This window comes from Streptomyces sp. NPDC090045, from assembly GCF_044747975.1.
Classification (GTDB): Bacteria; Actinomycetota; Actinomycetes; order Streptomycetales; family Streptomycetaceae; genus Streptomyces.
This window is the reverse complement of record NZ_JBIVFA010000006.1, coordinates 126,202-146,013: the sequence shown is the minus strand read 5'-3', so window position 1 is coordinate 146,013 and position 19,812 is coordinate 126,202. Positions and strand designations below refer to the sequence as shown.

The window sequence follows — 19,812 nt, the reverse complement described above, 5'->3', positions numbered from 1 at the left end:
GGACAGAGCAGCTTCACGAGTCGTGGGCCCTAGCGGTCGAAGTCGATCTCCACTTCCTCCGTCAGCGGGTGCGACTGGCAGGCCAGCACGAACCCGGCCTCCGTCTCCTCGGCCTCCAGCGCGAAGTTCCGGTCCATCCGGACCTCGCCCGACACCAGGAACGCCCGGCAGGTGCCGCAGACCCCGCCCTTGCAGGCGTACGGGGCGTCCGCGCGGTTGCGCAGCACCGCGTCCAGCAGGGATTCCCCGTCCTGGACCGGCCAGGTGCCGGAGCGGCCGTCGAGCCGCGCGGTGACCCGCCCCTGCGCGGCGGCCGCCGAAGCCGCCGTACGGTCCGGCGCCGTGGGCTCCTCGACGTGGAAGATCTCCTCGTGCACCCGGGTCCGTACGACGCCGAGCACGCTCAGGGCCCGCTCCGCGCCCTGCACCAGACCGTAGGGGCCGCACAGGAACCAGCCCGTCACCTCCGCCACCGGGAGCAGCGCGGGCAGCAGGGCCGCCAGCCGCTCCTCGTCCAGGCGTCCGGAGGGCAGCCCGGACTCCTGCTCCTCCCGGGAGAGGACCGTCACCAGCTGGAACCGCGCCGGGTACCGGTCCTTGAGGTCGGCGACCTCCTCCAGGAACATCGTCGAGGCCGCCGTACGGTCGCTGCGCACGAGGCAGAACCGGGCGTCGGGCCGGGCGGCCAGCAGGCTCGCGGCGATGGACAGCACGGGCGTGATGCCGCTGCCGCCGACGATCGCCGCATAGTGCCCCGAGGCCGGGGCGGCGGCGGGCTCCAGCACGAACCGGCCGGCCGGGACCATGACGTCGAGGACGTCCCCGGCCGCGATCTCCTTGTGGGCGAAGGTGGAGAACTCCCCGCCCTCCACCAGCCGCACCCCGACCCGCAGCTCCGCCGGGCCCGGGCCCTGCGGCGCCGGGGCGGGGGAGCAGATCGAGTAGGTGCGGCGGACCTCGGTGCCGCCCTCGGGGGCGGCGCGCCGCAGGGTCAGGTGCTGGCCGGGGGCGTGCCGGTACTCCTCGCGCAGTTCCGCGGGAACCCGGAGGGTCAGTGCCACCGAGTCGTCGGTGAGCCGGTCGACAGCCGCCACCGTCAGCGGGTGGAACGCGCCGTGGCGGGGGGCGGCCATCTAGAGCTCCTTGAAGTGGTCGAACGGTTCGCGGCAGGCGGTGCAGCGGCGCAGCGCCTTGCATGCGGTGGAGGAGAACCGGCTGAGCAGTTCGGTGTCGGTCGATCCGCAGTTCGGGCAGCGGACCGACAGGGTGAGCGGGACCGGTCCGCCGGCCGCGTGCGGGCGGGGCGGGGCGATGCCGAACTCGGCGAGCTTGCGGCGGCCCTCGGCGCTGATGTCGTCGGTCGACCAGGCGGGGGCCAGCACGGTGCTCACGCGCACCTCGGGGATGCCGTGGCCGATCAGGACCCGCTCGATGTCCGCCGACATGGCCTCGATGGCCGGGCAGCCGGTGTAGGTGGGCGTGAGGGTGACCTCGGCATGGCCGTCCTCGTGCATCCGCACGCCGCGCACCACGCCGAGCTCGCCGAGGGTGAGCACGGGCAGCTCGGGGTCCGGGACGGAACCGGCCAGCTCGGCCAGCTCCGCCTCCAGGCGGGTCACTCCGGCGTCGGTGGTCACCATGACGCCCCCGGGTGGCTGCGGTGCAGGTGCTGCATTTCGGCGAGCATCCGCCCGAACGGCTCGGTGTGCAGGCCCTGCCGGCCGGCCCCGGCCGCCCAGGCGCCGGTGCGCGGTCCCTCGGGCAGAGCGAGACCGGCCCGCTCCAGTACGCCGGTGAGCGCGGTCAGCCAGCGCTCTTCCAGGGCGGCCCAGTCGATGCCGTCGATCCCCTCGACCGGCTGGAACATCTCCCCGGTGTACTTCCACAGGGCGTCCAGGGCGGTCCGCATGCGGAGCCGGCTCTCCTCGGTGCCGTCGCCGAGCCGCAGGGTCCACTGCTGGGCGTGGTCGCGGTGGTACGCGGTCTCCTTGACGGCCTTGGCCGCGAGCGGGGCGAACGGGCCGTCCCCGCGGGCCAGCTCCGCGTAGAGCTCGTGCTGGTGGAAGGAGAAGTAGAGCTGGCGGGCGATGGTGTGGGCGAAGTCGCCGTTCGGCTGCTCGACCAGCTGGAGGTTGCGGAAGGACCGCTCCTCGCGCAGGTAGGCCAGCTCGTCCTCGTCGCCGGCCATGGACAGCAGGATGCGGGCCTGGCCGAGCAGGTCGAGGGCGATGTTGGCCAGGGCGACCTCCTCCTCCAGGACGGGGGCGTGCCCGGACCACTCGGCGAGGCGGTGGGAGAGGATCAGCGCGTCGTCGCCGAGCGCGAGAGCCGCCGCGGCGGTGGTGCCGGTGGTGCTGGTCGTGCCGGCGGTGCCGGTCGTGCCGGTGCCGGTGTCCGTGCTGGTCACAGGTGGCTCACCCCCTCCGGGATGTCGTAGAAGGTCGGGTGCCGGTACGGCTTGTCGGCGGACGGGGCGAAGAACGGGTCCCGCTCGTCCGGCGAGGAGGCGGTGATCTCGGTGGAGGGCACCACCCAGATCGAGATCCCCTCGCCGCGCCGCGTGTAGAGGTCGCGGGCGTTGCGCAGGGCCATCTCCGCGTCGGGGGCGTGCAGGCTTCCCGCGTGCGTGTGCGAGAGGCCGCGGCGCGAGCGCACGAAGACCTCCCACAGGGGCCAGTTCTGCGTCATACCCGTGCCTCCTCGTTCTGTTCGGCGTTCGCCGCCGCTTGCCTTGCCGCCTGCTTGTCCGCATACGCCGCGGCGGCGTCGCGCACCCAGGCGCCTTCCTCGTGGGCCGTGCGCCGCTGGCTGATCCGCTGCTCGTTGCAGGGACCGTTGCCCTTGAGCACGTCCCAGAACTCGGCCCAGTCGATGGCGCCGAAGTCGTGGTGCCCGCGCTCCTCGTTCCACTTCAGGTCCGGGTCGGGCAGGGTCAGGCCGAGGGACTCGGCCTGCGGGACGGCGATGTCCACGAACCGCTGGCGCAGCTCGTCGTTCGAGTGGCGCTTGATCCGCCAGGCCATCGACTGCGCCGAGTGCGCCGACTCGTCGTCCGGCGGGCCGAACATCATCAGCGAGGGCCACCACCAGCGGTCCACCGCGTCCTGCGCCATCGCGTGCTGGGTCTCGGTGCCCTGCGAGAGGGCGAGGAGCAGCTCGTACCCCTGGCGCTGGTGGAAGGACTCCTCCTTGCAGATGCGGACCATGGCGCGTGCGTAGGGCCCGTAGGAGCAGCGGCAGATCGGCACCTGGTTGGTGATGGCCGCGCCGTCCACGAGCCAGCCGATCGCGCCGACGTCCGCCCAGGTCAGGGTGGGGTAGTTGAAGATCGAGGAGTACTTCTGCTTCCCCGAGTGCAGCTTGTCGAGCAGCTCGTCGCGGCTGGTGCCGAGCGTCTCGGCCGCGCTGTAGAGGTACAGCCCGTGGCCGGCCTCGTCCTGCACCTTGGCCATCAGGATCGCCTTGCGGCGCAGCGAGGGCGCGCGGGTGATCCAGTTGGCCTCGGGCTGCATGCCGATGATCTCGGAGTGGGCGTGCTGTGCCATCTGACGGACCAGGGAAGCGCGGTACTCGTCGGGCATCCAGTCGCGCGGCTCCACGCGCTCGTCCGCCGCCACGGCGGCGTCGAACGCCGCCGCGAGCTGTGTGCCCAGGTCAGCAGTCATGCCCGTCCCGTCCGTCCTGTCTGCCCCGAGGGCCGTGTCCGGTCCCGTCTCCGGGGTCACTGCCACCATTCCGGCCCCTTGTCAGTGTCTTCCGTCCGCCCGACCGACCGATCGTTCGGTTCATCCGCTTCAATGGTGAGACGGCGGCCCGTAGGGTGTCAACCTCTGTGGTCAACCCTGTGGACGCCGGACGATCGGGGCGGGATGGATTCGAACGGGCACGAGCTCGCCGAAGAGGCCGCTCCGCCACCGCCCCGAGCGCCCGGAATAGCCGGTCTGTCCGCCCCGTACCGCGTCGTGACGGCCCTGGCCCTGGGGGCGGTCGCCGTGGCGGCCTGCACGCACCTCGCGTTCGTCTTCCTCCACGTGGCGCCGTCCAACACGGTCAGCAAGCAGCACGCGCGGACGATCGACAGCTGGATCTATCCCGAGTTCGAACAGAACTGGAAGCTCTTCGCCCCCAATCCGCTCCAGCAGAACATCGCCGTGGAGGTGCGCGCGGAGGTGCGGACCGCCGCCGGCGAGCTGATCACCACCGACTGGCGCGACCTGAGCGCCGAGGACACCGCCGCCATCCGGCACAGCCTGCTGCCGAGCCACACCCGGCAGAACGAGCTCCGCCGGGCCTGGGACTTCTTCACCGGCTCCCACGACGAGGACAACAAGCCGACCGGGGAGCGCGGCGAGCTCTCCGAGGAGTACCTGCGGCGGATCGCGGTGAACCGGCTCTCCCCGCGGTACGCGGGCGATCACATCCTGCGGATCCAGCTGCGCTCGGCCTCCACGGCGGTGCCCGCGCCGGAGTGGAGCACCGAGACCACCGACACCCAGACCTACTACCGGGAGCTGCCGTGGTGGACGGTGTGAGGCGGGCCCGGGCGGCTCTCGGGCGTGCGGCCGCGAAGGTCACCGGGCAGGCGCTGGGCCCGTACCAGAGCGCCGTGGTGCGCATCGGCTTCGCCGGGACCTGGCTCTTCTTCCTGCTGTGCGAGTTCCCCGTCCGCGCGGAGCTCTACGGGCCGGACGGGCCGTGGAGCTGGCGCCTCGCGGAGCGGCTGACCGACTCCAACGGTGCCTTCACGGTGCTGATGTGGTCCGACTCGACGCTGTGGTTCGAGATCGTCTACGCGGTCTCGGTGCTGGCGAGCGTGGGGCTGCTGCTGGGCTGGCGCACGCGGGCGACGTCCGTGGTGTTCATGGTCGGGGTGCTGTCGCTGCAGAACCGCAGCGTGTTCATGGGCGACGGCGGGGACAACGTCATCCACCTGATGGCGATCTACCTGGTGCTGACCCGGTGCGCGCAGGTGTGGTCGCTGGACGCGCGGCGGGCCCGGCTGCGGGGGTCCGCCTCCGCGGGAGCCGCCGGGCCGGTGCTGTGGGGCGTGCTGGGGCTCGTGTTCGCCTACGGGGCGGCGACCGGCGGGTTCGGCTACGGCTGGCTGGCGGCCTTCGCGGCGGTGTGGGTGGTCTGCGGGCTGTGGTGGGTGGTGGAGCGCCACGAGCCGGAGGGGGAGGGGCGGGCGGTCCTCGACGTCCTGGCCAACCTGCTGCACAACGCGGGCCTGCTGGTGATCATGGCGGAGGTCTGCCTGATCTACGCCACGGCGGGCTGGTACAAGATCCAGGGGTCGCGGTGGCAGGACGGGACGGCCTTGTACTACCCCCTGGGGCTGGACTACTTCACCCCGTGGCCGGGGCTGTCGGCGCTGGTGGCGGGGAGCGGGACGCTGGTGATGCTGCTGTCGTACGGGACGGTGGCGGTGCAGGTGGCGTTTCCGTTCACGCTGTTCAACCGGCGGATCAAGAACGTGCTGCTGGCCGTGATGATGCTGGAGCATGCGGGGATCGCGGTGCTGCTGGGCCTGCCGTTCTTCTCTTTGGCGATGATCGCCGCCGACGCGGTCTTCTTGCCGACGGTCTTCCTGACCTGGCTGGGCGCCCGCGCCACGGCCCTGCGCCCGACCCGCGCCGCGGCCTCCGCCGAGCCGCTCCCGGCAACGGCAGAACCCGAGCCGGTCCCCCGCTGAGCCCGCCCCGCGGCGCCGCTGCCGGGGACCAGCCCCCGGACCCCCGGTCCTCAAACGCCGGACGGGCTGGAAATCCAGCCCCTCCGGCGTTTGAGGAGCGGGTCCGGGCAGAGCCCGGGGAACGGTGGAAGGGCGGGGCGGGGAGAGGCTCCGCGCAGCGGTACGTGCGGTGGGCCTTAGGGTCGGGGGATGGGTGAGCGGGTGGGTGTGGACGAGACGGTGCGGGAGTGGCGGGAGGCCGCCGAGCGGGCGGACCTCGTGCTGCTCGACGGGTTCCACGCGCTGAAGCACGCCCTGCGCTTCGGCGCCGACGTACGCATGGCCCTCGCAGAGGACCCCGCCGAGATCCGCGCGCTCGCCGCCACCCTGGCCCCCGACGTGGAGGCCGACGTGGCCCGGCTGGTGCGCCGGGCCACGCTCAAGGGGCTGCTCCCCCGCGTGCACCCCACCGGCGTCGCGGCCCTCGCCGTACGGCCCGACCGGGCGGCCGGCCTCGCCGCGCTCGGGCGGATGCCCCGGCCCGCGCCCGTCGTCGTGCTCGACAACCCCCGCAACCTCGGCAACGTCGGCGCCGTCGTCCGCCTCGCCGCCGGTTTCGGCGCCACCGGCGTGGTGACCCGCGGCGACCTCGACCCCTGGCACCCGAACGTGGTCCGGGCCGGGGCCGGTCTGCACTACGCCACCACCGTCGAGCGCCTCGCACTGGACGAGCTGCCGCCCGGGCCGCTCTACGCACTGGACCCGGAGGGCGTGGACATCCGTGCCCTCACCCTCCCGGACGACGCCCTGCTCGCCTTCGGCTCGGAGCGCCACGGGATCTCACCGGAGCTCCGGGACCGGGCCGACCACCTCGTCTCCCTGCCCATGCGCCCGCAGGTCTCCAGCTACAACCTCGCCACCAGCGTCGCCATGACCCTCTTCCACTGGGGCGGCCCGCCGGCCGGCGAAGAGGGCGGCGAGCACGCCTAGCGCGCCCCCGGCCAGGACCAGCGCGGCCGCGCCGAGCGTCGTCCCGTCCGGGTGGACCAGCGACTGGCCGCGCAGCGCCTGCCAGGTCAGCAGGGCGAGCACGGCCGCGTACACCGCACCGGCCACGAAGACCAGCCGCACCCGTACGCGTGCGTCGCGCAGCCGGGCGAAGCGCGGGGCGAGCGCGGCCAGGACGAGCACGAGGAGCGGGAGCAGCTGCAGGGCGTGCATGCCGAAGAAGTGCGGGATGCGCAGGTCTCCGCCGGTGGTGGACCAGCCGGTGAGGAACATCCCGGGGCCGCCGTCGGGCACGCCCACGCTGTGCCCGCCGTTCTCCAGGACCTCGGCGCCGGCCGCGTCGAGGCGCTGCTGCTCGTCGGTGGGCAGGGTCATCAGGACGGCGAGTCCGGCACCGGTCAGCGCGAGGACCGTGGAGATCCGGATCGACCAGGTCGTGGCCCGGTCGGCGGTCCCGGCGTGCCAGAGCAGCACGGCGATGACGAGCGTGGCGAGCCACAGCACCACCACGGTGTTGCCCATGAGCGAGTAGACCTGGGTGTCGAAGGGCGTCGCGCTGTTGAAGTGGCTGCGCACCCCGCGCAGGACCTGGAGGGTGATCAGCACCATTTCCCCGGCGCTCGCGGCGACCACGACCGTGCCGGCCCACCAGGCGGCCCGGCGCAGCCGCCGCCGGTCCTCGCCCAGCAGCGAGATCATCCAGGCCAGGCTCAGGCAGTACGCGACGAACGAGACCGAGAACTTGAAGGGCTTGGCCCAGATCGGCGCCCCGGTCAGCACGCGGTCGTCGACCAGGAGTCCGACGGCGGAGCCGGCCGCCCATAAGGCCATCACCAGGGCGAACAGCACCAGCGGACGGTGCCAGGTACGCCAAGAGGACATCAGCATTCATACCCCCGTCATGAATGGATAGCGACACTCTCCGCTATCTGATAGTGCCACTATCTATGATGGGGGTGGACAGGGCAAGCGAAAACAGGGTGAACACACGTGCGCATCGGTGAGTTGAGCCGGCGGACCGGGGTGCCGGTACCGACGATCAAGTACTACCTGCGGGAGGGTCTGCTCCCGGCGGGGGAGCTGACGAGCCCCAACCAGGCCAGCTACGGGGACGTGCACGAGCGCCGGCTCCGGCTGGTCCGTGCGCTGCTGGAGGTCGGCGGACTCTCGGTGGCGGCCATCGGCGAGGTGCTCGTGGCCGTCGACGACAAGGAGCAGCCGGTGCACAAACTGCTGGGCACGGCGACCCGGTGCCTGGTGCCCGGATACGGCGAAGCCGGCGGCAGCGAAGGTACGGAGGACGCGGAGACCGTCCTGGCCCGGGAGCGGGTGACGCGGCTGGTCGCGTCGCGCGGCTGGCACATCGATCCCGGCAACAAGGCGGTCGAGGCGCTGGTGGCCGCGCTGGCCTCGCTCGACCGGGTGGGGCAGGGAGGCTTCGTGGACGTGCTCGACGACTACGCGGAGGCGGCCGAGCGCGTGGGCCGCGCGGACCTGGACTACACCGCCGGCCGGGTGGCCCGCGAGGACCTGGTGGAGGCGGTGGTCGTCGGCACGGTGCTGGGCGACGCGGTCTTCGCCGCCCTGCGCAGGATGGCCCAGGTGGACGCCTCCGTCCGAACCTTCGGAGAGGAGGCGTCCAGGGCCTGATCGGAGGGGACTACGCCTGGCGGCGGACCTCCACCACCCGGAAGCGGTTCGCGACGAAGGCGCCGTCGCACAGCGCGGCGTTGGCCGCGGGGTTGCCGCCCGAGCCGTGGAAGTCCGAGAACGCGGCGGTCTGGTTGACGTACACCCCGCCGGTCAGGTTCAGCGAGAGCTGCGCGGACTCCTCCAGGCAGACCTCCTCGATCGCCCGCTCGGTGTCCGCGGACGTCGTGTACGCGCCCACCGTCATGGCGCCCTTCTCCCGCACCGTGCGGCGCAGCAGGTCGAGGGCGTCGGCGGTGGTGTCCACGGCCACGGCGAAGGAGACCGGGCCGAAGCACTCCGAGAGGTAGGGCGCCTCCGGGTCGGGCTTGGCCGCGTCCAGCTTGACCAGGACGGGGGTGCGGACCACGGCCTGCGGGAACTCGGGGTTCACGACCTCACGGGAGGCCAGCGCGACCTCACCCAGTCCGGCCGCCGCGTCCAGCCGGGCCTTGACGTCCGGGTTGACCAGCGCGCCGAGCAGCGCGTTGGCCCGGCCGTCGTCGCCCAGCAGGCCGCCGACCGAGGCCGCGAGGTCGGCGACGACCTCGTCGTACGTCTTGTGGCCGGCGTCCGTGGCGATGCCGTCGCGCGGGATCAGCAGGTTCTGCGGGGTGGTGCACATCTGGCCGCTGTACAGGGACAGGGAGAACGCGAGGTTCGCCAGCATGCCCTTGTAGTTGTCGGTGGAGTCCAGGACGACGGTGTTGACGCCGGCCTTCTCCGTGTAGACCTGCGCCTGGCGGGCGTTGGCCTCCAGCCAGTCGCCGAACTCCGTGGACCCGGTGTAGTCGATCAGCTTGATCTCGGGGCGGACCGCGAGGGCCTTGGCGATGCCCTCGCCCGGACGCTCGACCGCGAGCGCGACCAGGTTCGGGTCGAAGCCCGCCTCGGCCAGGACCTCGCGCGCCACCTGGACGGTGAGCGCGAGCGGCAGCACGGCCCGCGGGTGCGGCTTGACCAGCACCGCGTTGCCGGTGGCGAGGGAGGCGAACAGGCCGGGGTAGCCGTTCCAGGTCGGGAAGGTGTTGCACCCGATCATGAGGGCGATGCCGCGCGGGACCGCCGTGAAGCTCTTGCCGAGGTTCAGCGGGTCCTTCTTGCCCTGGGGCTTGGACCAGTCGGCCTGCCCCGGGACCCGGGTCTGCTCCTCGTACGCGTACGCCACCGCCTCCAGGCCGCGGTCCTGTGCGTGCGGGCCGCCCGCCTGGAACGCCATCATGAACGCCTGGCCGCTGGTGTGCATGACCGCGTGCGCGAACTCGTGGGTGCGGGCGGAGATGCGGGCCAGGATCTCGATGCAGACCAGGGCGCGCGCCTCGGGTCCCGCGTCGCGCCAGGCGGCCATGCCGGCCTTCATGGCGGGCAGCAGCACGTCCGGGTCGGCGTGCGGGTACTCGACGCCGAGCTCCGGGCCGTACGGGGACACCTCGGCGCCCGTCCAGCCGTCGGTGCCGGGCTGGCCGAGGTCGAGGCGCGTGCCGCGCAGGGCCTCGAAGGCGGCGAGCCCGTCGGCCGGCGCGGTCTCGCCGTACGCCTTGGGGTGCTCGGGATGCGGGGACCAGTAGGCGCGGCTGCGGATCGCCGACAGGGCCTGGTCCAGGGTGGGCCGGTGCTTGGCGGACAACTGGGGGACGGTGAGCTCGGCGGCCATCAGGGACCAACTCCTCGTTGAGCCGGGCGAAGAACAGCAGACTGGAGTTAGAGTAACCGAACGATCGGTCGGGACAAGAGGGCCCGGCGGGCCTGTGGATAAGTCGGTGCGGGAGGATCAGGACATGACAGCAATCGAGCGGTCCCGCACTGTGGCGGTCGTCGGCGCGGGCACCATGGGCCAGGGCATCGCCCAGGTCGCCCTTCTCGCAGGTCACCGCGTGCTGATCTACGACATCGACGCGAACCTCGCCGCCGACGGCGTCGGCTTCGTGCAGGACCGCGTCGACCGGATGGCCGCCAAGGGCCGTCTCGACCGGGCCGAGGCCGAGGACGCGATCGGCCGAATCGGTGCGGCGGCCGCCCTCGGGGACCTCGCCGGGGCCGCCCTCGTCATCGAGGCGGTGGTCGAGAACGTCACCGTCAAGCAGGCGCTCTTCGCCGCACTCGAAGAGGTGGTGGCGCCGGACGCGCTGCTGGCCACGAACACCTCCTCCCTCTCGGTCACCGAGCTCGCCGCCGGGCTCGCGCACCCCGGCCGCTTCCTCGGCCTGCACTTCTTCAACCCGGCCCCGCTGCTCCCGCTCGTCGAGGTGGTCAGCGGTTTCGCGACCGACCCGGCAGCCGCCGAGCGCGCGTACCGCACCGTCCTCGGCTGGGGGAAGACGCCGGTCCGCTGCGCCGACACCCCCGGCTTCATCGTCAACCGGATCGCCCGCCCCTTCTACGCCGAGGCCTTCGCGGTGTACGAGGAGCAGGGCGCCGACCCGGCCACCATCGACGCCGTGCTCCGCGAGAGCGGCGGCTTCAAGATGGGCCCGTTCCAGCTGACCGACCTGATCGGCCAGGACGTCAACGAGGCCGTGACCCGCTCCGTGTGGGAGTCCTTCTTCCGCAGCCCCAAGTTCACCCCCTCCCTGGCGCAGCGCCGGCTGGTCCAGTCGGGCCGCCTCGGCCGCAAGTCGGGCCACGGCTGGTTCCCGTACGGCCCGGAGGCCGTCGCGGCGCAGCCGCACACCGCCGGACCCGAGGAGGCCCCGGACAAGGTCACCGTGGTGGGCGACCTCGGGCCCGCGGCGGAGCTGGCCGACCTGCTGGAGGAGGCCGGGATCGCGGTGACGGCCACCGAGCACGGGGGTCCGTACATCCAGCTGCCCGGCGAGGGCCAGCTGGTCCTGGCGGACGGGAAGACCTCGGTCGAGTTCGCGGACGTCGTGTACTTCGACCTCGCGTTCGACTACCGCGGTGCCACCCGGATCGCGCTCTCCGCCAGCGAGGACACCAGCGAGGGGACCCTCGCCGAGGCGATCGGCCTCTTCCAGAAGCTGGGCAAGCAGGTCTCCGTCATCGGCGACGTCCCCGGCATGATCGTCGCCCGGACCGTCGCGATGCTGATCGACCTCACGGCGGACGCCGTGGCCCGCGGTGTGGCCTCCGCCGAGGACATCGACACGGCGATGCGGCTCGGGGTCAACTACCCGGTGGGCCCCGCCGAATGGCACGACCGGCTCGGCCGGGACTGGGCCTACGACCTGCTCCACCACCTCGACGAGCGCTGTCCCGGCGGCCGGTACGCGCCCTCGCTGGCGCTGTTCAAGCTGGGCTACGCCGCAGGTGACGAGGAGGAGGCCGAATGACCACGGTCAAGCGCGACACGTACACTCCCGAGACGCTGCTGTCCGTGGCCGTCCAGGTCTTCAACGAGCGCGGCTACGACGGCACGTCGATGGAGCACCTCTCCAAGGCCGCGGGCATCTCGAAATCCTCGATCTACCACCACGTCACGGGCAAGGAGGAGCTGCTGCGGCGCGCCGTCAGCCGCGCCCTCGACGGGCTCTTCGCGGTGCTGGAGGAGCCGGGGGCGGTCCGCGGCCGGGCGGTCGACCGCGTCGAGTACGTCACGCGCCGCACGGTCGAGGTGCTGGTCTCCGAGCTGCCGTACGTGACGCTGCTGCTGCGCGTGCGCGGCAACACCCGGACCGAGCGCTGGGCGCTGGAACGCCGCCGCGAGTTCGACCACCAGGTGGCGGACCTGCTCAAGGCCGCCGCGGCCGACGGCGACCTGCGGGCGGACGTGGACATCCGGCTGGCCACCCGCCTGCTCTTCGGCATGGTCAACTCCCTCGTCGAGTGGTACCGCCCGCACCCGGGAACCAGCCAGGACCAGCTCGCGGACGCGGTGGTCAGCATGGCCCTGGACGGCCTGCGCACCACCCGCTGACCAGCGGGTAAACCCCCCCGACGGACCGTCGGACGGTTCTGTACTCTGATCATGATTTCGGTCTTGAGCACGTTCAAAACGGCGTGTTCAGGACAATCATGTTCGAAACGAAAATGGGGGGGCCGGTGCGTAGTCGCCGTCTCGTAGTTTCCGCTGCCGCCATCGTCGCGGCCAGCGTGGGTTTCCTGCCCGGAACGGCCCAGGCCGCGGATCCGTCCGCGCCCGTGGCCCGCCCCGCGGCGAAGGCTCCGGACCTGAAGAAGGCCGGAGCGTCGAACATCAAGACCTTCAAGAGCGGCGCCGAGAAGACCCGCCGGGTCGGGGCGTCCGCCGCCGCCCGGGCGGACGTCGCCGTCGCGGGCAATCCTGATCTGAAGGTCGCCCTGAGCGCGACCAACACCGGCGCGCACTCCCTCCAGCTGTGGGCGGACATCACGAGCGCCGATGCCGCACTCGAGGTCACCGTCTCCTGGGGCGACGGGAAGGTGGACAAGCTCGCCGCCTCCGGCTCCGCCCAGCTGTTGCCGCTGCACACCTACGCCGAGGTCGGCGAGTACAAGATCAAGGTCGTCGTGAACGACGTCGCCAACAAGGTGTCCATCGAGAACGAGCTCGAGGTCGTGACCTCGGGTTCCGAGTTCACGCCGTACGAGCCCACGCGTCTGCTGGACACCCGCGAGGGGTTCCGCGCGCCGAAGGCCAAGGTCGCCCCGTACAGCTCCGCCCGGGTGAAGGTCGGCGGCTACGGCACGATCCCGGCCGGCGTGCAGGCCGTGGTCCTCAACGTCACCGTCACCAACACGACCAGTGGCGGGCACATCACGGCCTACGACACGGGCAACGTGCGGCCGAACGCCTCGAACATCAACTTCGAGCCCGGCCAGACCGTTCCGAACCTGGTCGTCGTACCGGTCGGCAACGACGGCTCCGTGGACCTCTACAACGGCGGCTGGGAGTCGGTCGACCTGATCGCCGACATCACCGGCTACTTCATGCCGAAGGCGGCCAACGGCTACACGCCGATGGACCCGACCCGCTTCGTCGACACCCGCGAGGGCCTCGGCACGAACAAGGGCCAGGTCCCCGGCCAGACGAGCTTCGGCACGCAGATCGCCGGCCTGCGCGGGGTGCCCCAGGGCGTCAAGGCCGTGGCGCTCAACGTGACGGTGACCGGCCCGAAGGAAGCCGGCCACCTGATCGTCTACCCGGGCGGAGGCAAGATCCCGCTCGCGTCCAACGTGAACTTCACCGCCGGTCAGACCGTCGCGAACTCGGTGATCGTGCCCGTCGGCGCCGACGGATCCATCAACATCCGCAACAGCGCCTGGGCCGGCGCCGACGTCATCGTGGACGTCGTCGGCTACTACAGCCCGGCCGGCCAGGGCGCCTTCATGCCGCTCTCGCCGATGCGGTTCGTTGACACGCGCAACCCCGACGGCGCGATCATCCCGCTCCGCGGACCGATCGCCGGCCGCGGCTACGCCGCCGTGCCGTTCTTCACCGAGGACGACGCCGTCTTCACCGCGTACGTGCTGAACACCACCGTCACCAACACGGCCGGCGGCGGCTTCCTCTCGGTCGCCCCGGACCCGAACTCGGCCGAGCAGTACGAGAACGGCACCGCGGTCACGCCGGCGCGGCCCGGCGCCTCGACCCTGAACTGGACGAAGGGCAAGACCGTCCCGAACCTGGTCCAGGCGAGCGGGGGCAAGCACGGGATCGTGGACTTCTGGAACCAGGGCTGGGAGAAGACCGACCTCGTGGTCGACATCTCCGGCTACTACGAGAACCCGGTGATCAAGCCGTAGGTGCCGCGCACAGCGCCCCGGGAACGGCCCTCACGGCCCTTCCCGGGGCGCTGTCGCACGTACGGCCTACTCCTCGGCGATCGCCGGGGCCCCGCCGCCAGGGCCCGGCCCCGAGTCCAGGAGATCCGTTTCCTCGAAGACCAGCAGGGTGCGCGTGGAGAGGACCTCCGGGATGGCCTGGAGGCGGGTCAGGACCAGCTCGCGCAGCGTCCGGTTGTCCGGCGTGTGCACCAGCAGCAGCACGTCGAAGTCCCCGCTGACCAGGGCGATGTGGGCGGCCCCCGGAAGCTCGCGCAGCTGCTCGCGGACCGTCCGCCAGGAGTTCTGGACGATCTTCAGGGTGATGTAGGCGGATGCGCCCTGGCCCGCGCGTTCGTGGTTGACGCGGGCCGTGAACCCACGGATCACCCCGTCGTCGATGAGCCGGTTGATGCGGGCGTAGGCGTTCGCGCGCGAGACGTGCACCTGCTCCGCCACCGACCGTATCGACGCGCGGCCGTCCGCCTGCAGCAGCCGCATGATCGACCGGTCGATCGGGTCCAGGGGGCGGGGTGCGACCGGAGGGACTCCCGGGGCACCGGGTGTGCCCGGTGCGCCCCCCGGTGGAACCGGTGCGGAACCAGCTCCGGCCATTTGTTCATCCGGCATTGCCCGATGCCTCCCTCTCCTGGACGTCCTGCATCCATCCCAGGGCCCCGGCGCCCGTTTGTCCACAGCCTGGAGTCGCCTGTAGCCAAATTGCGCGGACAACCGAACAATCGGTAGGTGAGGGGCCTCACACCCGGGGCACCCCTCCCCCAGCTACCGCTGGGGGGACCCCCAGCCCGCTTCCCACGAGGAGGTGTACGCCGCCATGACGGTCCAAGAGCTGCCCGGTGCCGGTGCATCCCACCGTCCCACCCCGCCGCCCGCCTGGAGGCCCCGTACGGACGCCGCTCCGCTGCTGCCGGACCCCGAGCCCTACCGGGTCCTGGGGACCGAGGCGGCCGACCGGCTGGACCCCGCGCTGATGCGGCGCTGCTACGCCGAGCTGGTGCGCGGCCGCCGCTACAACGCCCAGGCCACGGCGCTCACCAAGCAGGGCCGGCTCGCCGTCTACCCCTCCACCGTCGGCCAGGAGGCCTGCGAGATCGCGGCCGCCATGGTCCTGGAGGACCAGGACTGGCTCTTCCCGAGCTACCGCGACACCCTGGCGGCCGTGGCCCGCGGACTGGACCCCGTGCAGGCGCTGACCCTGCTGCGCGGCGACTGGCACACCGGCTACGACCCGCGCGAGCACCGCATAGCCCCGCTGTGCACCCCGCTCGCCACCCAGCTGCCGCACGCGGTGGGCCTGGCGCACGCGGCCCGGCTGCGCGGGGACGACGTCGTCGCCCTCGCCCTGGTCGGCGACGGCGGCACCAGTGAGGGCGACTTCCACGAGGCGCTGAACTTCGCGGCCGTCTGGCAGGCCCCGGTGGTCTTCCTCGTGCAGAACAACGGCTTCGCGATCTCCGTCCCGCTCGCCAAGCAGACCGCCGCCCCGACGCTGGCCCACAAGGCCGTCGGGTACGGGATGCCCGGCCGGCTGGTCGACGGCAACGACATCGCGGCGGTGCACGAGGTGCTGGCCGAGGCGGTCCGCAGGGCCCGGGCCGGCGGCGGTCCGACGCTGATCGAGGCGGTGACGTACCGGATGGAAGCCCACACGAACGCCGACGACGCGACCCGCTACCGCGGTGACGCCGAGGTCGAGGCCTGGAAGGCGCACGACCCGATCGTTCTCCTGGAGCGCGAGCTGACCGCGCGCGGGATCCTCGACGAGGCGGGCATCCAGGCGGCGCGCGACGAGGCCGAAGTGATGGCGGCGGCGCTCCGCGAGGGGATGAACGCGGACCCGGTCCTGGACCCGATGGACCTGTTCGCGCACGTGTACGCGGAGCAGACGGACCGGCTGCGCGAGCAGGCGGCCGTGCTCCGTGCAGAGCTGGAAGCCGAGGACCAGGCGTGACGACGGTGGCGGCGGCGAAGTCCGCGAAGCCGGGGGCCAAGCCCTCGACGATGGCGCAGGCCCTGACCCGGGCCATGCGCGACGCGATGGCCGAGGACCCGACCGTCCACGTCATGGGCGAGGACGTCGGGACGCTCGGCGGGGTCTTCCGGATCACGGACGGGCTCGCCAAGGAGTTCGGCGAGGACCGGTGCACGGACACTCCGCTCGCGGAGGCCGGGATCCTGGGCGCGGCGGTCGGCATGGCCATGTACGGGCTGCGGCCGGTGGTGGAGATGCAGTTCGACGCGTTCGCGTACCCGGCGTTCGAGCAGCTGATCTCGCACGTGGCGAAGATGCGCAACCGGACGCGCGGCGCGATGCCGCTGCCGATCACCATCCGCGTGCCGTACGGCGGCGGGATCGGCGGCGTGGAGCACCACTGCGACTCCTCCGAGGCGTACTACGTGGCCACGCCCGGCCTGCACGTGGTGACCCCGGCGACGGTCGAGGACGCGTACGGGCTGCTGCGCGCCTCCATCGCGAGCGACGACCCGGTGGTCTTCCTGGAGCCGAAGCGGCTCTACTGGTCGAAGTCCGACTGGTCCCCCGAGGCGCCGGCGGCCGTACCGGGCATCGGCAAGGCCCTGGTCCGCCGGACGGGCACGAGCGCGACGCTGATCACCTACGGGCCCTCGCTGCCGCTCTGCCTGGAGGCCGCCGAGGCGGCCCGCGAGGAGGGCTGGGACCTGGAGGTCGTGGACCTGCGCTCGCTGGTCCCCTTCGACGAGGAGACGGTCGTGCAGTCCGTACGCCGCACCGGGCGCGCGGTGGTCGTCCACGAGGCGAACGGCTTCGGCGGACCGGGCGCGGAGATCGCCGCCCGCGTCACGGAGCGCTGCTTCCACCACCTGGAGGCGCCGGTGCTGCGGGTGACGGGCTTCGACATCCCGTATCCGCCGCCGATGCTGGAGAAGCACCACCTGCCGGGAGTGGACCGGATCCTGGACACCGTGGCACGCCTGCAGTGGGAGAACTGATGCCGCAGGTCATGGAATTCAAGCTGCCGGACCTCGGCGAGGGCCTCACCGAGGCCGAGATCGTGCGCTGGCTGGTGGCGGTGGGCGACGTCGTCGCCATCGACCAGCCGGTCGTCGAGGTCGAGACGGCCAAGGCGATGGTGGAGGTGCCCTGCCCGTACGGCGGAGTGGTCACCGCCCGCTTCGGCGAGGAGGGGCAGGAACTGCCGGTCGGGGCTCCGCTGATCACCGTGGCGGTGGGTGCGGCGTCGCTCCCCGAGGCCCCTGCGGCTCCGGCGGCCGAGGCCGAAGGCTCCGGCAGCGCGCCCCGGCCGCTGATCGGTTACGGCTCGGACCACTCGCGCCCGGCGCGTCGGCGACGGGTGCGACCCGTCACCGCCGCGGTGTCGGCGCCCGTGGCGGCCCCGGCTCCCGTTGCCGTCGCTCCGGTGGCTCCGGTGGCTCCCGCCGGGCCGGTGCCCGTCATCTCGCCGTTGGTGCGCAAGCTGGCCAAGGACAACGGGGTCGACCTGCGTGCCCTGCACGGCTCGGGCCCGGAAGGGCTGATCCTGCGGGCGGACGTCGAGGCGGCGCTGGCCGCGCTGCGGGCTCCGGCTCCGGCACTGGCGTCGGCGCCGGCCGCCCCGGCTCCGCAGGGCGAGCGGATCCCGCTCAAGGGCGTGCGCGGCGCGGTCGCCGAGAAGCTGTCGCGCAGCCGCCGGGAGATCCCGGACGCCACCTGCTGGGTCGACGCGGACGCCACCGAGCTGATGGCGGCCCGTGCCGCGATGAACGCGGTGGGCGGCCCCAAGATCTCGGTGCTGGCACTGCTGGCCCGGATCTGCACGGCGGCGCTGGCCCGGTACCCGGAGCTCAACTCCATGGTGGACCTGGAGGCGAAGGAGATCGTCCGGCTCCCGGCCGTGCACCTGAGCTTCGCCGCGCAGACCGAGCGGGGCCTGATGGTTCCGGTGGTCCGGGACGCGCAGAACCGGAACCCGGAGTCCCTGTCGGCGGAGTTCGCCCGTCTGACGGAGCTGGCGCGGACCGGGAAGCTGGCCCCGGCCGACCTGACGGGCGGCACCTTCACCCTGAACAACTACGGGGTGTTCGGGGTCGACGGCTCCACGCCGATCATCAACCACCCGGAGGCGGCGATGCTCGGGGTGGGCCGGATCATCGACAAGCCGTGGGTCCACGAGGGGCAGTTGGCGGTCCGCAAGGTCGTCCAGCTGTCGCTGACCTTCGACCACCGGGTTTGCGACGGCGGCACGGCGGGCGGCTTCCTCCGCTACGTAGCCGACTGCGTGGAATCCCCGGCGGTCCTCCTGCGCAGCCTGTAGCTCCGCCCCCGCCCTCAAGCGCCGGGCAGGCTGGAAAATCCAGCCTGCCCGGCGTTTGAGGGCCGGGGTCCGGGGCGGAGCCCCGGCAGTGGAGCCGCGGATCACGGAGACGGCAGCACTGGCGGGGTCCAGGCCGACGGCTTCGCCGCCCTGGCCCGCCGCCGGCTCGTCGGGGAGGGCCGGCTCCGTTCCCTCGCGCGCTACACCTGCGCCGTCGAGAGCGTCCGGGATCCCGAGCTGCGCGAGATCCTGGTCCCCCGCGAGAACGCCGGCCGCGCCGTCGTACGGGCCTTCCTCGCCGCGCAGGGCGCCGGCGCGGATCCCGACGCCCGCACGGACACCCTGCTCGCCTGCGTGGACGGTCTGATCCTGGACCACCTGCTCACCGGCTCCGAGACCGTCTCCCGGGACGCGCTGGAGGGGCTGGTGGCCGCCGCGCTCAGACCGTGAGCAGGAGTTTGCCCACGTGGGTGCTCGACTCCAGGACCCGGTGGGCCTCGGCGGCGGCCGTCATGGGGAACGACGCGTGGACCACCGGGCGGATCCGGCCCGCCGAGACCAGGGGCCACACGTGCTCCCGTACGGCCGCGACGATGGCCGCCTTCTCCTCCAGCGGGCGGGCCCGCAGCGTGGTGGCGGTGATCGCCGCCCGCTTGGAGAGCAGCGCGCCGAGGTTCAGTTCGGCCTTCACACCGCCCTGGAGACCGATCACCGCGAGCCGGCCGTTCACGGCCAAGGCGTCCACGTTCCGGGAGAGGTACTTCGCGCCCATGATGTCCAGGATCACGTCCGCGCCGGCCCCGCCTGTCGCCGCCTTGAGCTCCGCCACGAAGTCCTGCTCGCGGTAGTCGATCAGGAGGTCCGCGCCCAGCTCCTTGCAGCGCGCCAGTTTCTCCGGGCCGCCCGCCGTCACGGCGACGGTCGCGCCCACCGCCTTCGCGAGCTGGATCGCCATCGTCCCGATCCCGCTGGACCCGCCGTGCACGAGCAGGGTCTCGCCGGGGCGCAGCCCGGCCACCATGAACACGTTGGACCACACCGTCGTGACGGCCTCGGGCAGCGCGGCCGCCGTCACCAGGTCCACGCCCGCCGGGACCGGCAACAGCTGGCCCGCCGGAACCGCCACCCGCTGTGCGTAACCGCCGCCCGCGAGCAGGGCGCACACCTCGTCGCCCACCGACCAGCCGGACACCCCCGGCCCGATCGAGGCGATCCGCCCGGAGCACTCCAGTCCCGGATAGGGCGAGGTGCCGGGCGGCGGGTCGTAGTACCCCTGCCGCTGGAGGAGGTCGGCGCGGTTCACGGCGCTCGCCGCGACCTCGACGAGGACCTCGCCGTCGCCCGCCACCGGATCGGGTACGTCGGTCCAGACGAGGGCCTCGGGGCCGCCGGGCTGCTCGATGGTGATCGCATGCATGGCCCGGAGGCTAC

Annotated in this window: 18 protein-coding genes and 2 pseudogenes; 11 read left to right on the top strand and 9 right to left on the bottom strand. The window is 72.6% G+C overall.

Going from position 1 to position 19,812, the window contains the following annotated elements; translation table 11 throughout:
- Positions 1-29 precede the first annotated feature (29 nt).
- Genes ACIPYQ_RS18280 through paaA form a run of 5 tightly spaced genes read right to left on the bottom strand, consistent with a single transcriptional unit; the run spans position 30 to position 3,734 of the window.
- On the bottom strand, positions 30-1,133 hold the full coding sequence (locus ACIPYQ_RS18280; protein ID WP_401252166.1) for a 2Fe-2S iron-sulfur cluster-binding protein: 1,104 nt from the start codon (positions 1,131-1,133) through the stop codon (positions 30-32).
- Entirely contained in the window at positions 1,134-1,640 is a 507-nt protein-coding gene (gene paaD, locus ACIPYQ_RS18275; RefSeq protein ID WP_401252163.1) for a 1,2-phenylacetyl-CoA epoxidase subunit PaaD, read from the bottom strand.
- Positions 1,634-2,407 (bottom strand): 1,2-phenylacetyl-CoA epoxidase subunit PaaC, encoded by a 774-nt coding sequence (gene paaC / locus ACIPYQ_RS18270; protein WP_401252160.1) that lies wholly within the window; start codon positions 2,405-2,407, stop codon positions 1,634-1,636. Before paaC ends, paaD begins: the two co-directional genes overlap by 7 nt.
- Positions 2,404-2,688 (bottom strand): 1,2-phenylacetyl-CoA epoxidase subunit PaaB, encoded by a 285-nt coding sequence (gene paaB, locus ACIPYQ_RS18265; protein ID WP_030009045.1) that lies wholly within the window; start codon positions 2,686-2,688, stop codon positions 2,404-2,406. Before paaB ends, paaC begins: the two co-directional genes overlap by 4 nt.
- Positions 2,685-3,734: a 1,2-phenylacetyl-CoA epoxidase subunit PaaA gene (gene paaA / locus ACIPYQ_RS18260; protein ID WP_401252157.1), complete on the bottom strand. Its 1,050-nt coding sequence runs from the start codon at positions 3,732-3,734 to the stop codon at positions 2,685-2,687. The genes paaB and paaA overlap by 4 nt, the downstream gene beginning before the upstream one ends.
- A gap of 135 nt (positions 3,735-3,869) precedes the next feature.
- On the opposite strand from paaA, the gene ACIPYQ_RS18255 reads away from it, so the two are divergent.
- From ACIPYQ_RS18255 to ACIPYQ_RS18245, 3 genes are all read left to right on the top strand, one after another.
- On the top strand, positions 3,870-4,532 hold the full coding sequence (locus tag ACIPYQ_RS18255) for a DUF5819 family protein (RefSeq protein ID WP_401252154.1): 663 nt from the start codon (positions 3,870-3,872) through the stop codon (positions 4,530-4,532).
- Complete coding sequence (locus tag ACIPYQ_RS18250) at positions 4,520-5,692, top strand: HTTM domain-containing protein (RefSeq protein ID WP_401252152.1); 1,173 nt, start codon at positions 4,520-4,522, stop codon at positions 5,690-5,692. The genes ACIPYQ_RS18255 and ACIPYQ_RS18250 overlap by 13 nt, the downstream gene beginning before the upstream one ends.
- 189 nt (positions 5,693-5,881) lie before the next feature.
- The gene (locus ACIPYQ_RS18245; RefSeq protein ID WP_401252149.1) at positions 5,882-6,661 is read left to right on the top strand and encodes a TrmH family RNA methyltransferase; all 780 of its coding nucleotides are present in this window, start codon (positions 5,882-5,884) and stop codon (positions 6,659-6,661) included.
- Here the strand turns inward: ACIPYQ_RS18245 and ACIPYQ_RS18240 are convergent.
- Positions 6,617-7,561, bottom strand: a pseudogene (locus tag ACIPYQ_RS18240) (hypothetical protein); the annotation flags it as partial. The gene ACIPYQ_RS18245 and the pseudogene ACIPYQ_RS18240 overlap by 45 nt on opposite strands.
- 108 nt (positions 7,562-7,669) lie before the next feature.
- Here ACIPYQ_RS18240 and ACIPYQ_RS18235 point away from each other — a divergent pair.
- On the top strand, positions 7,670-8,329 hold the full coding sequence (locus ACIPYQ_RS18235) for a MerR family transcriptional regulator (RefSeq protein ID WP_401252147.1): 660 nt from the start codon (positions 7,670-7,672) through the stop codon (positions 8,327-8,329).
- 10 nt (positions 8,330-8,339) lie between these two features.
- Here ACIPYQ_RS18235 and paaN read toward each other — a convergent pair whose 3' ends face one another.
- On the bottom strand, positions 8,340-10,022 hold the full coding sequence (paaN, locus tag ACIPYQ_RS18230) for a phenylacetic acid degradation protein PaaN (protein ID WP_401252144.1): 1,683 nt from the start codon (positions 10,020-10,022) through the stop codon (positions 8,340-8,342).
- A gap of 124 nt (positions 10,023-10,146) precedes the next feature.
- On the opposite strand from paaN, the gene ACIPYQ_RS18225 reads away from it, so the two are divergent.
- From ACIPYQ_RS18225 to ACIPYQ_RS18215, 3 genes are all read left to right on the top strand, one after another.
- A complete protein-coding gene (locus ACIPYQ_RS18225; RefSeq protein ID WP_401252141.1) occupies positions 10,147-11,658 on the top strand; it encodes a 3-hydroxyacyl-CoA dehydrogenase in 1,512 nt (503 codons plus the stop codon).
- Complete coding sequence (locus tag ACIPYQ_RS18220) at positions 11,655-12,242, top strand: TetR/AcrR family transcriptional regulator (RefSeq protein WP_361752754.1); 588 nt, start codon at positions 11,655-11,657, stop codon at positions 12,240-12,242. Before ACIPYQ_RS18225 ends, ACIPYQ_RS18220 begins: the two co-directional genes overlap by 4 nt.
- Before the next feature lie 125 nt (positions 12,243-12,367).
- The gene (locus tag ACIPYQ_RS18215) at positions 12,368-14,050 is read left to right on the top strand and encodes a hypothetical protein (RefSeq protein WP_401252138.1); all 1,683 of its coding nucleotides are present in this window, start codon (positions 12,368-12,370) and stop codon (positions 14,048-14,050) included.
- Between the two features lie 66 nt (positions 14,051-14,116).
- Here the strand turns inward: ACIPYQ_RS18215 and ACIPYQ_RS18210 are convergent, their stop codons facing one another.
- On the bottom strand, positions 14,117-14,698 hold the full coding sequence (locus ACIPYQ_RS18210; protein ID WP_401252135.1) for an Lrp/AsnC family transcriptional regulator: 582 nt from the start codon (positions 14,696-14,698) through the stop codon (positions 14,117-14,119).
- Between the two features lie 205 nt (positions 14,699-14,903).
- Between ACIPYQ_RS18210 and pdhA the strand changes: the two genes are divergently transcribed.
- The 4 genes and pseudogenes from pdhA to ACIPYQ_RS18190 all read left to right on the top strand — a co-directional run.
- On the top strand, positions 14,904-16,040 hold the full coding sequence (gene pdhA, locus ACIPYQ_RS18205) for a pyruvate dehydrogenase (acetyl-transferring) E1 component subunit alpha (protein ID WP_361752748.1): 1,137 nt from the start codon (positions 14,904-14,906) through the stop codon (positions 16,038-16,040).
- 50 nt (positions 16,041-16,090) lie between these two features.
- Positions 16,091-17,059 (top strand): alpha-ketoacid dehydrogenase subunit beta, encoded by a 969-nt coding sequence (locus ACIPYQ_RS18200; RefSeq protein WP_361752941.1) that lies wholly within the window; start codon positions 16,091-16,093, stop codon positions 17,057-17,059.
- Positions 17,059-18,381, top strand: coding sequence for a dihydrolipoamide acetyltransferase family protein (locus ACIPYQ_RS18195; protein WP_401252132.1), 1,323 nt, complete (start codon positions 17,059-17,061; stop codon positions 18,379-18,381). Before ACIPYQ_RS18200 ends, ACIPYQ_RS18195 begins: the two co-directional genes overlap by 1 nt.
- A 135-nt stretch (positions 18,382-18,516) precedes the next feature.
- Positions 18,517-18,831 (top strand): annotated as a pseudogene (locus ACIPYQ_RS18190) (TetR family transcriptional regulator C-terminal domain-containing protein); the annotation flags it as partial.
- Here the strand turns inward: ACIPYQ_RS18190 and ACIPYQ_RS18185 are convergent.
- Positions 18,821-19,798, bottom strand: a complete 978-nt coding sequence (locus ACIPYQ_RS18185) for an NAD(P)H-quinone oxidoreductase (RefSeq protein WP_361752744.1) — start codon at positions 19,796-19,798, stop codon at positions 18,821-18,823. The pseudogene ACIPYQ_RS18190 and the gene ACIPYQ_RS18185 overlap by 11 nt on opposite strands.
- Between the last annotated feature and the right edge of the window lie 14 nt (positions 19,799-19,812).

Bases quoted from the DNA above. Each gene is read 5' to 3' on its own strand.
- ACIPYQ_RS18280 (WP_401252166.1), bottom strand. From the start codon at position 1,133: ATGGCCGCCCCCCGCCACGGCGCGTTCCACCCGCTGACGGTGGCGGCT.
- paaD (WP_401252163.1), bottom strand. From the start codon at position 1,640: ATGGTGACCACCGACGCCGGAGTGACCCGCCTGGAGGCGGAGCTGGCC.
- paaB (WP_030009045.1), bottom strand. From the start codon at position 2,688: ATGACGCAGAACTGGCCCCTGTGGGAGGTCTTCGTGCGCTCGCGCCGC.
- paaA (WP_401252157.1), bottom strand. From the start codon at position 3,734: ATGGTGGCAGTGACCCCGGAGACGGGACCGGACACGGCCCTCGGGGCA.
- ACIPYQ_RS18255 (WP_401252154.1), top strand. From the start codon at position 3,870: ATGGATTCGAACGGGCACGAGCTCGCCGAAGAGGCCGCTCCGCCACCG.
- ACIPYQ_RS18245 (WP_401252149.1), top strand. From the start codon at position 5,882: ATGGGTGAGCGGGTGGGTGTGGACGAGACGGTGCGGGAGTGGCGGGAG.
- paaN (WP_401252144.1), bottom strand. From the start codon at position 10,022: ATGGCCGCCGAGCTCACCGTCCCCCAGTTGTCCGCCAAGCACCGGCCC.
- ACIPYQ_RS18225 (WP_401252141.1), top strand. From the start codon at position 10,147: ATGACAGCAATCGAGCGGTCCCGCACTGTGGCGGTCGTCGGCGCGGGC.
- ACIPYQ_RS18220 (WP_361752754.1), top strand. From the start codon at position 11,655: ATGACCACGGTCAAGCGCGACACGTACACTCCCGAGACGCTGCTGTCC.
- ACIPYQ_RS18210 (WP_401252135.1), bottom strand. From the start codon at position 14,698: ATGCCGGATGAACAAATGGCCGGAGCTGGTTCCGCACCGGTTCCACCG.
- pdhA (WP_361752748.1), top strand. From the start codon at position 14,904: ATGACGGTCCAAGAGCTGCCCGGTGCCGGTGCATCCCACCGTCCCACC.
- ACIPYQ_RS18200 (WP_361752941.1), top strand. From the start codon at position 16,091: ATGGCGCAGGCCCTGACCCGGGCCATGCGCGACGCGATGGCCGAGGAC.
- ACIPYQ_RS18195 (WP_401252132.1), top strand. From the start codon at position 17,059: ATGCCGCAGGTCATGGAATTCAAGCTGCCGGACCTCGGCGAGGGCCTC.
- ACIPYQ_RS18185 (WP_361752744.1), bottom strand. From the start codon at position 19,798: ATGCATGCGATCACCATCGAGCAGCCCGGCGGCCCCGAGGCCCTCGTC.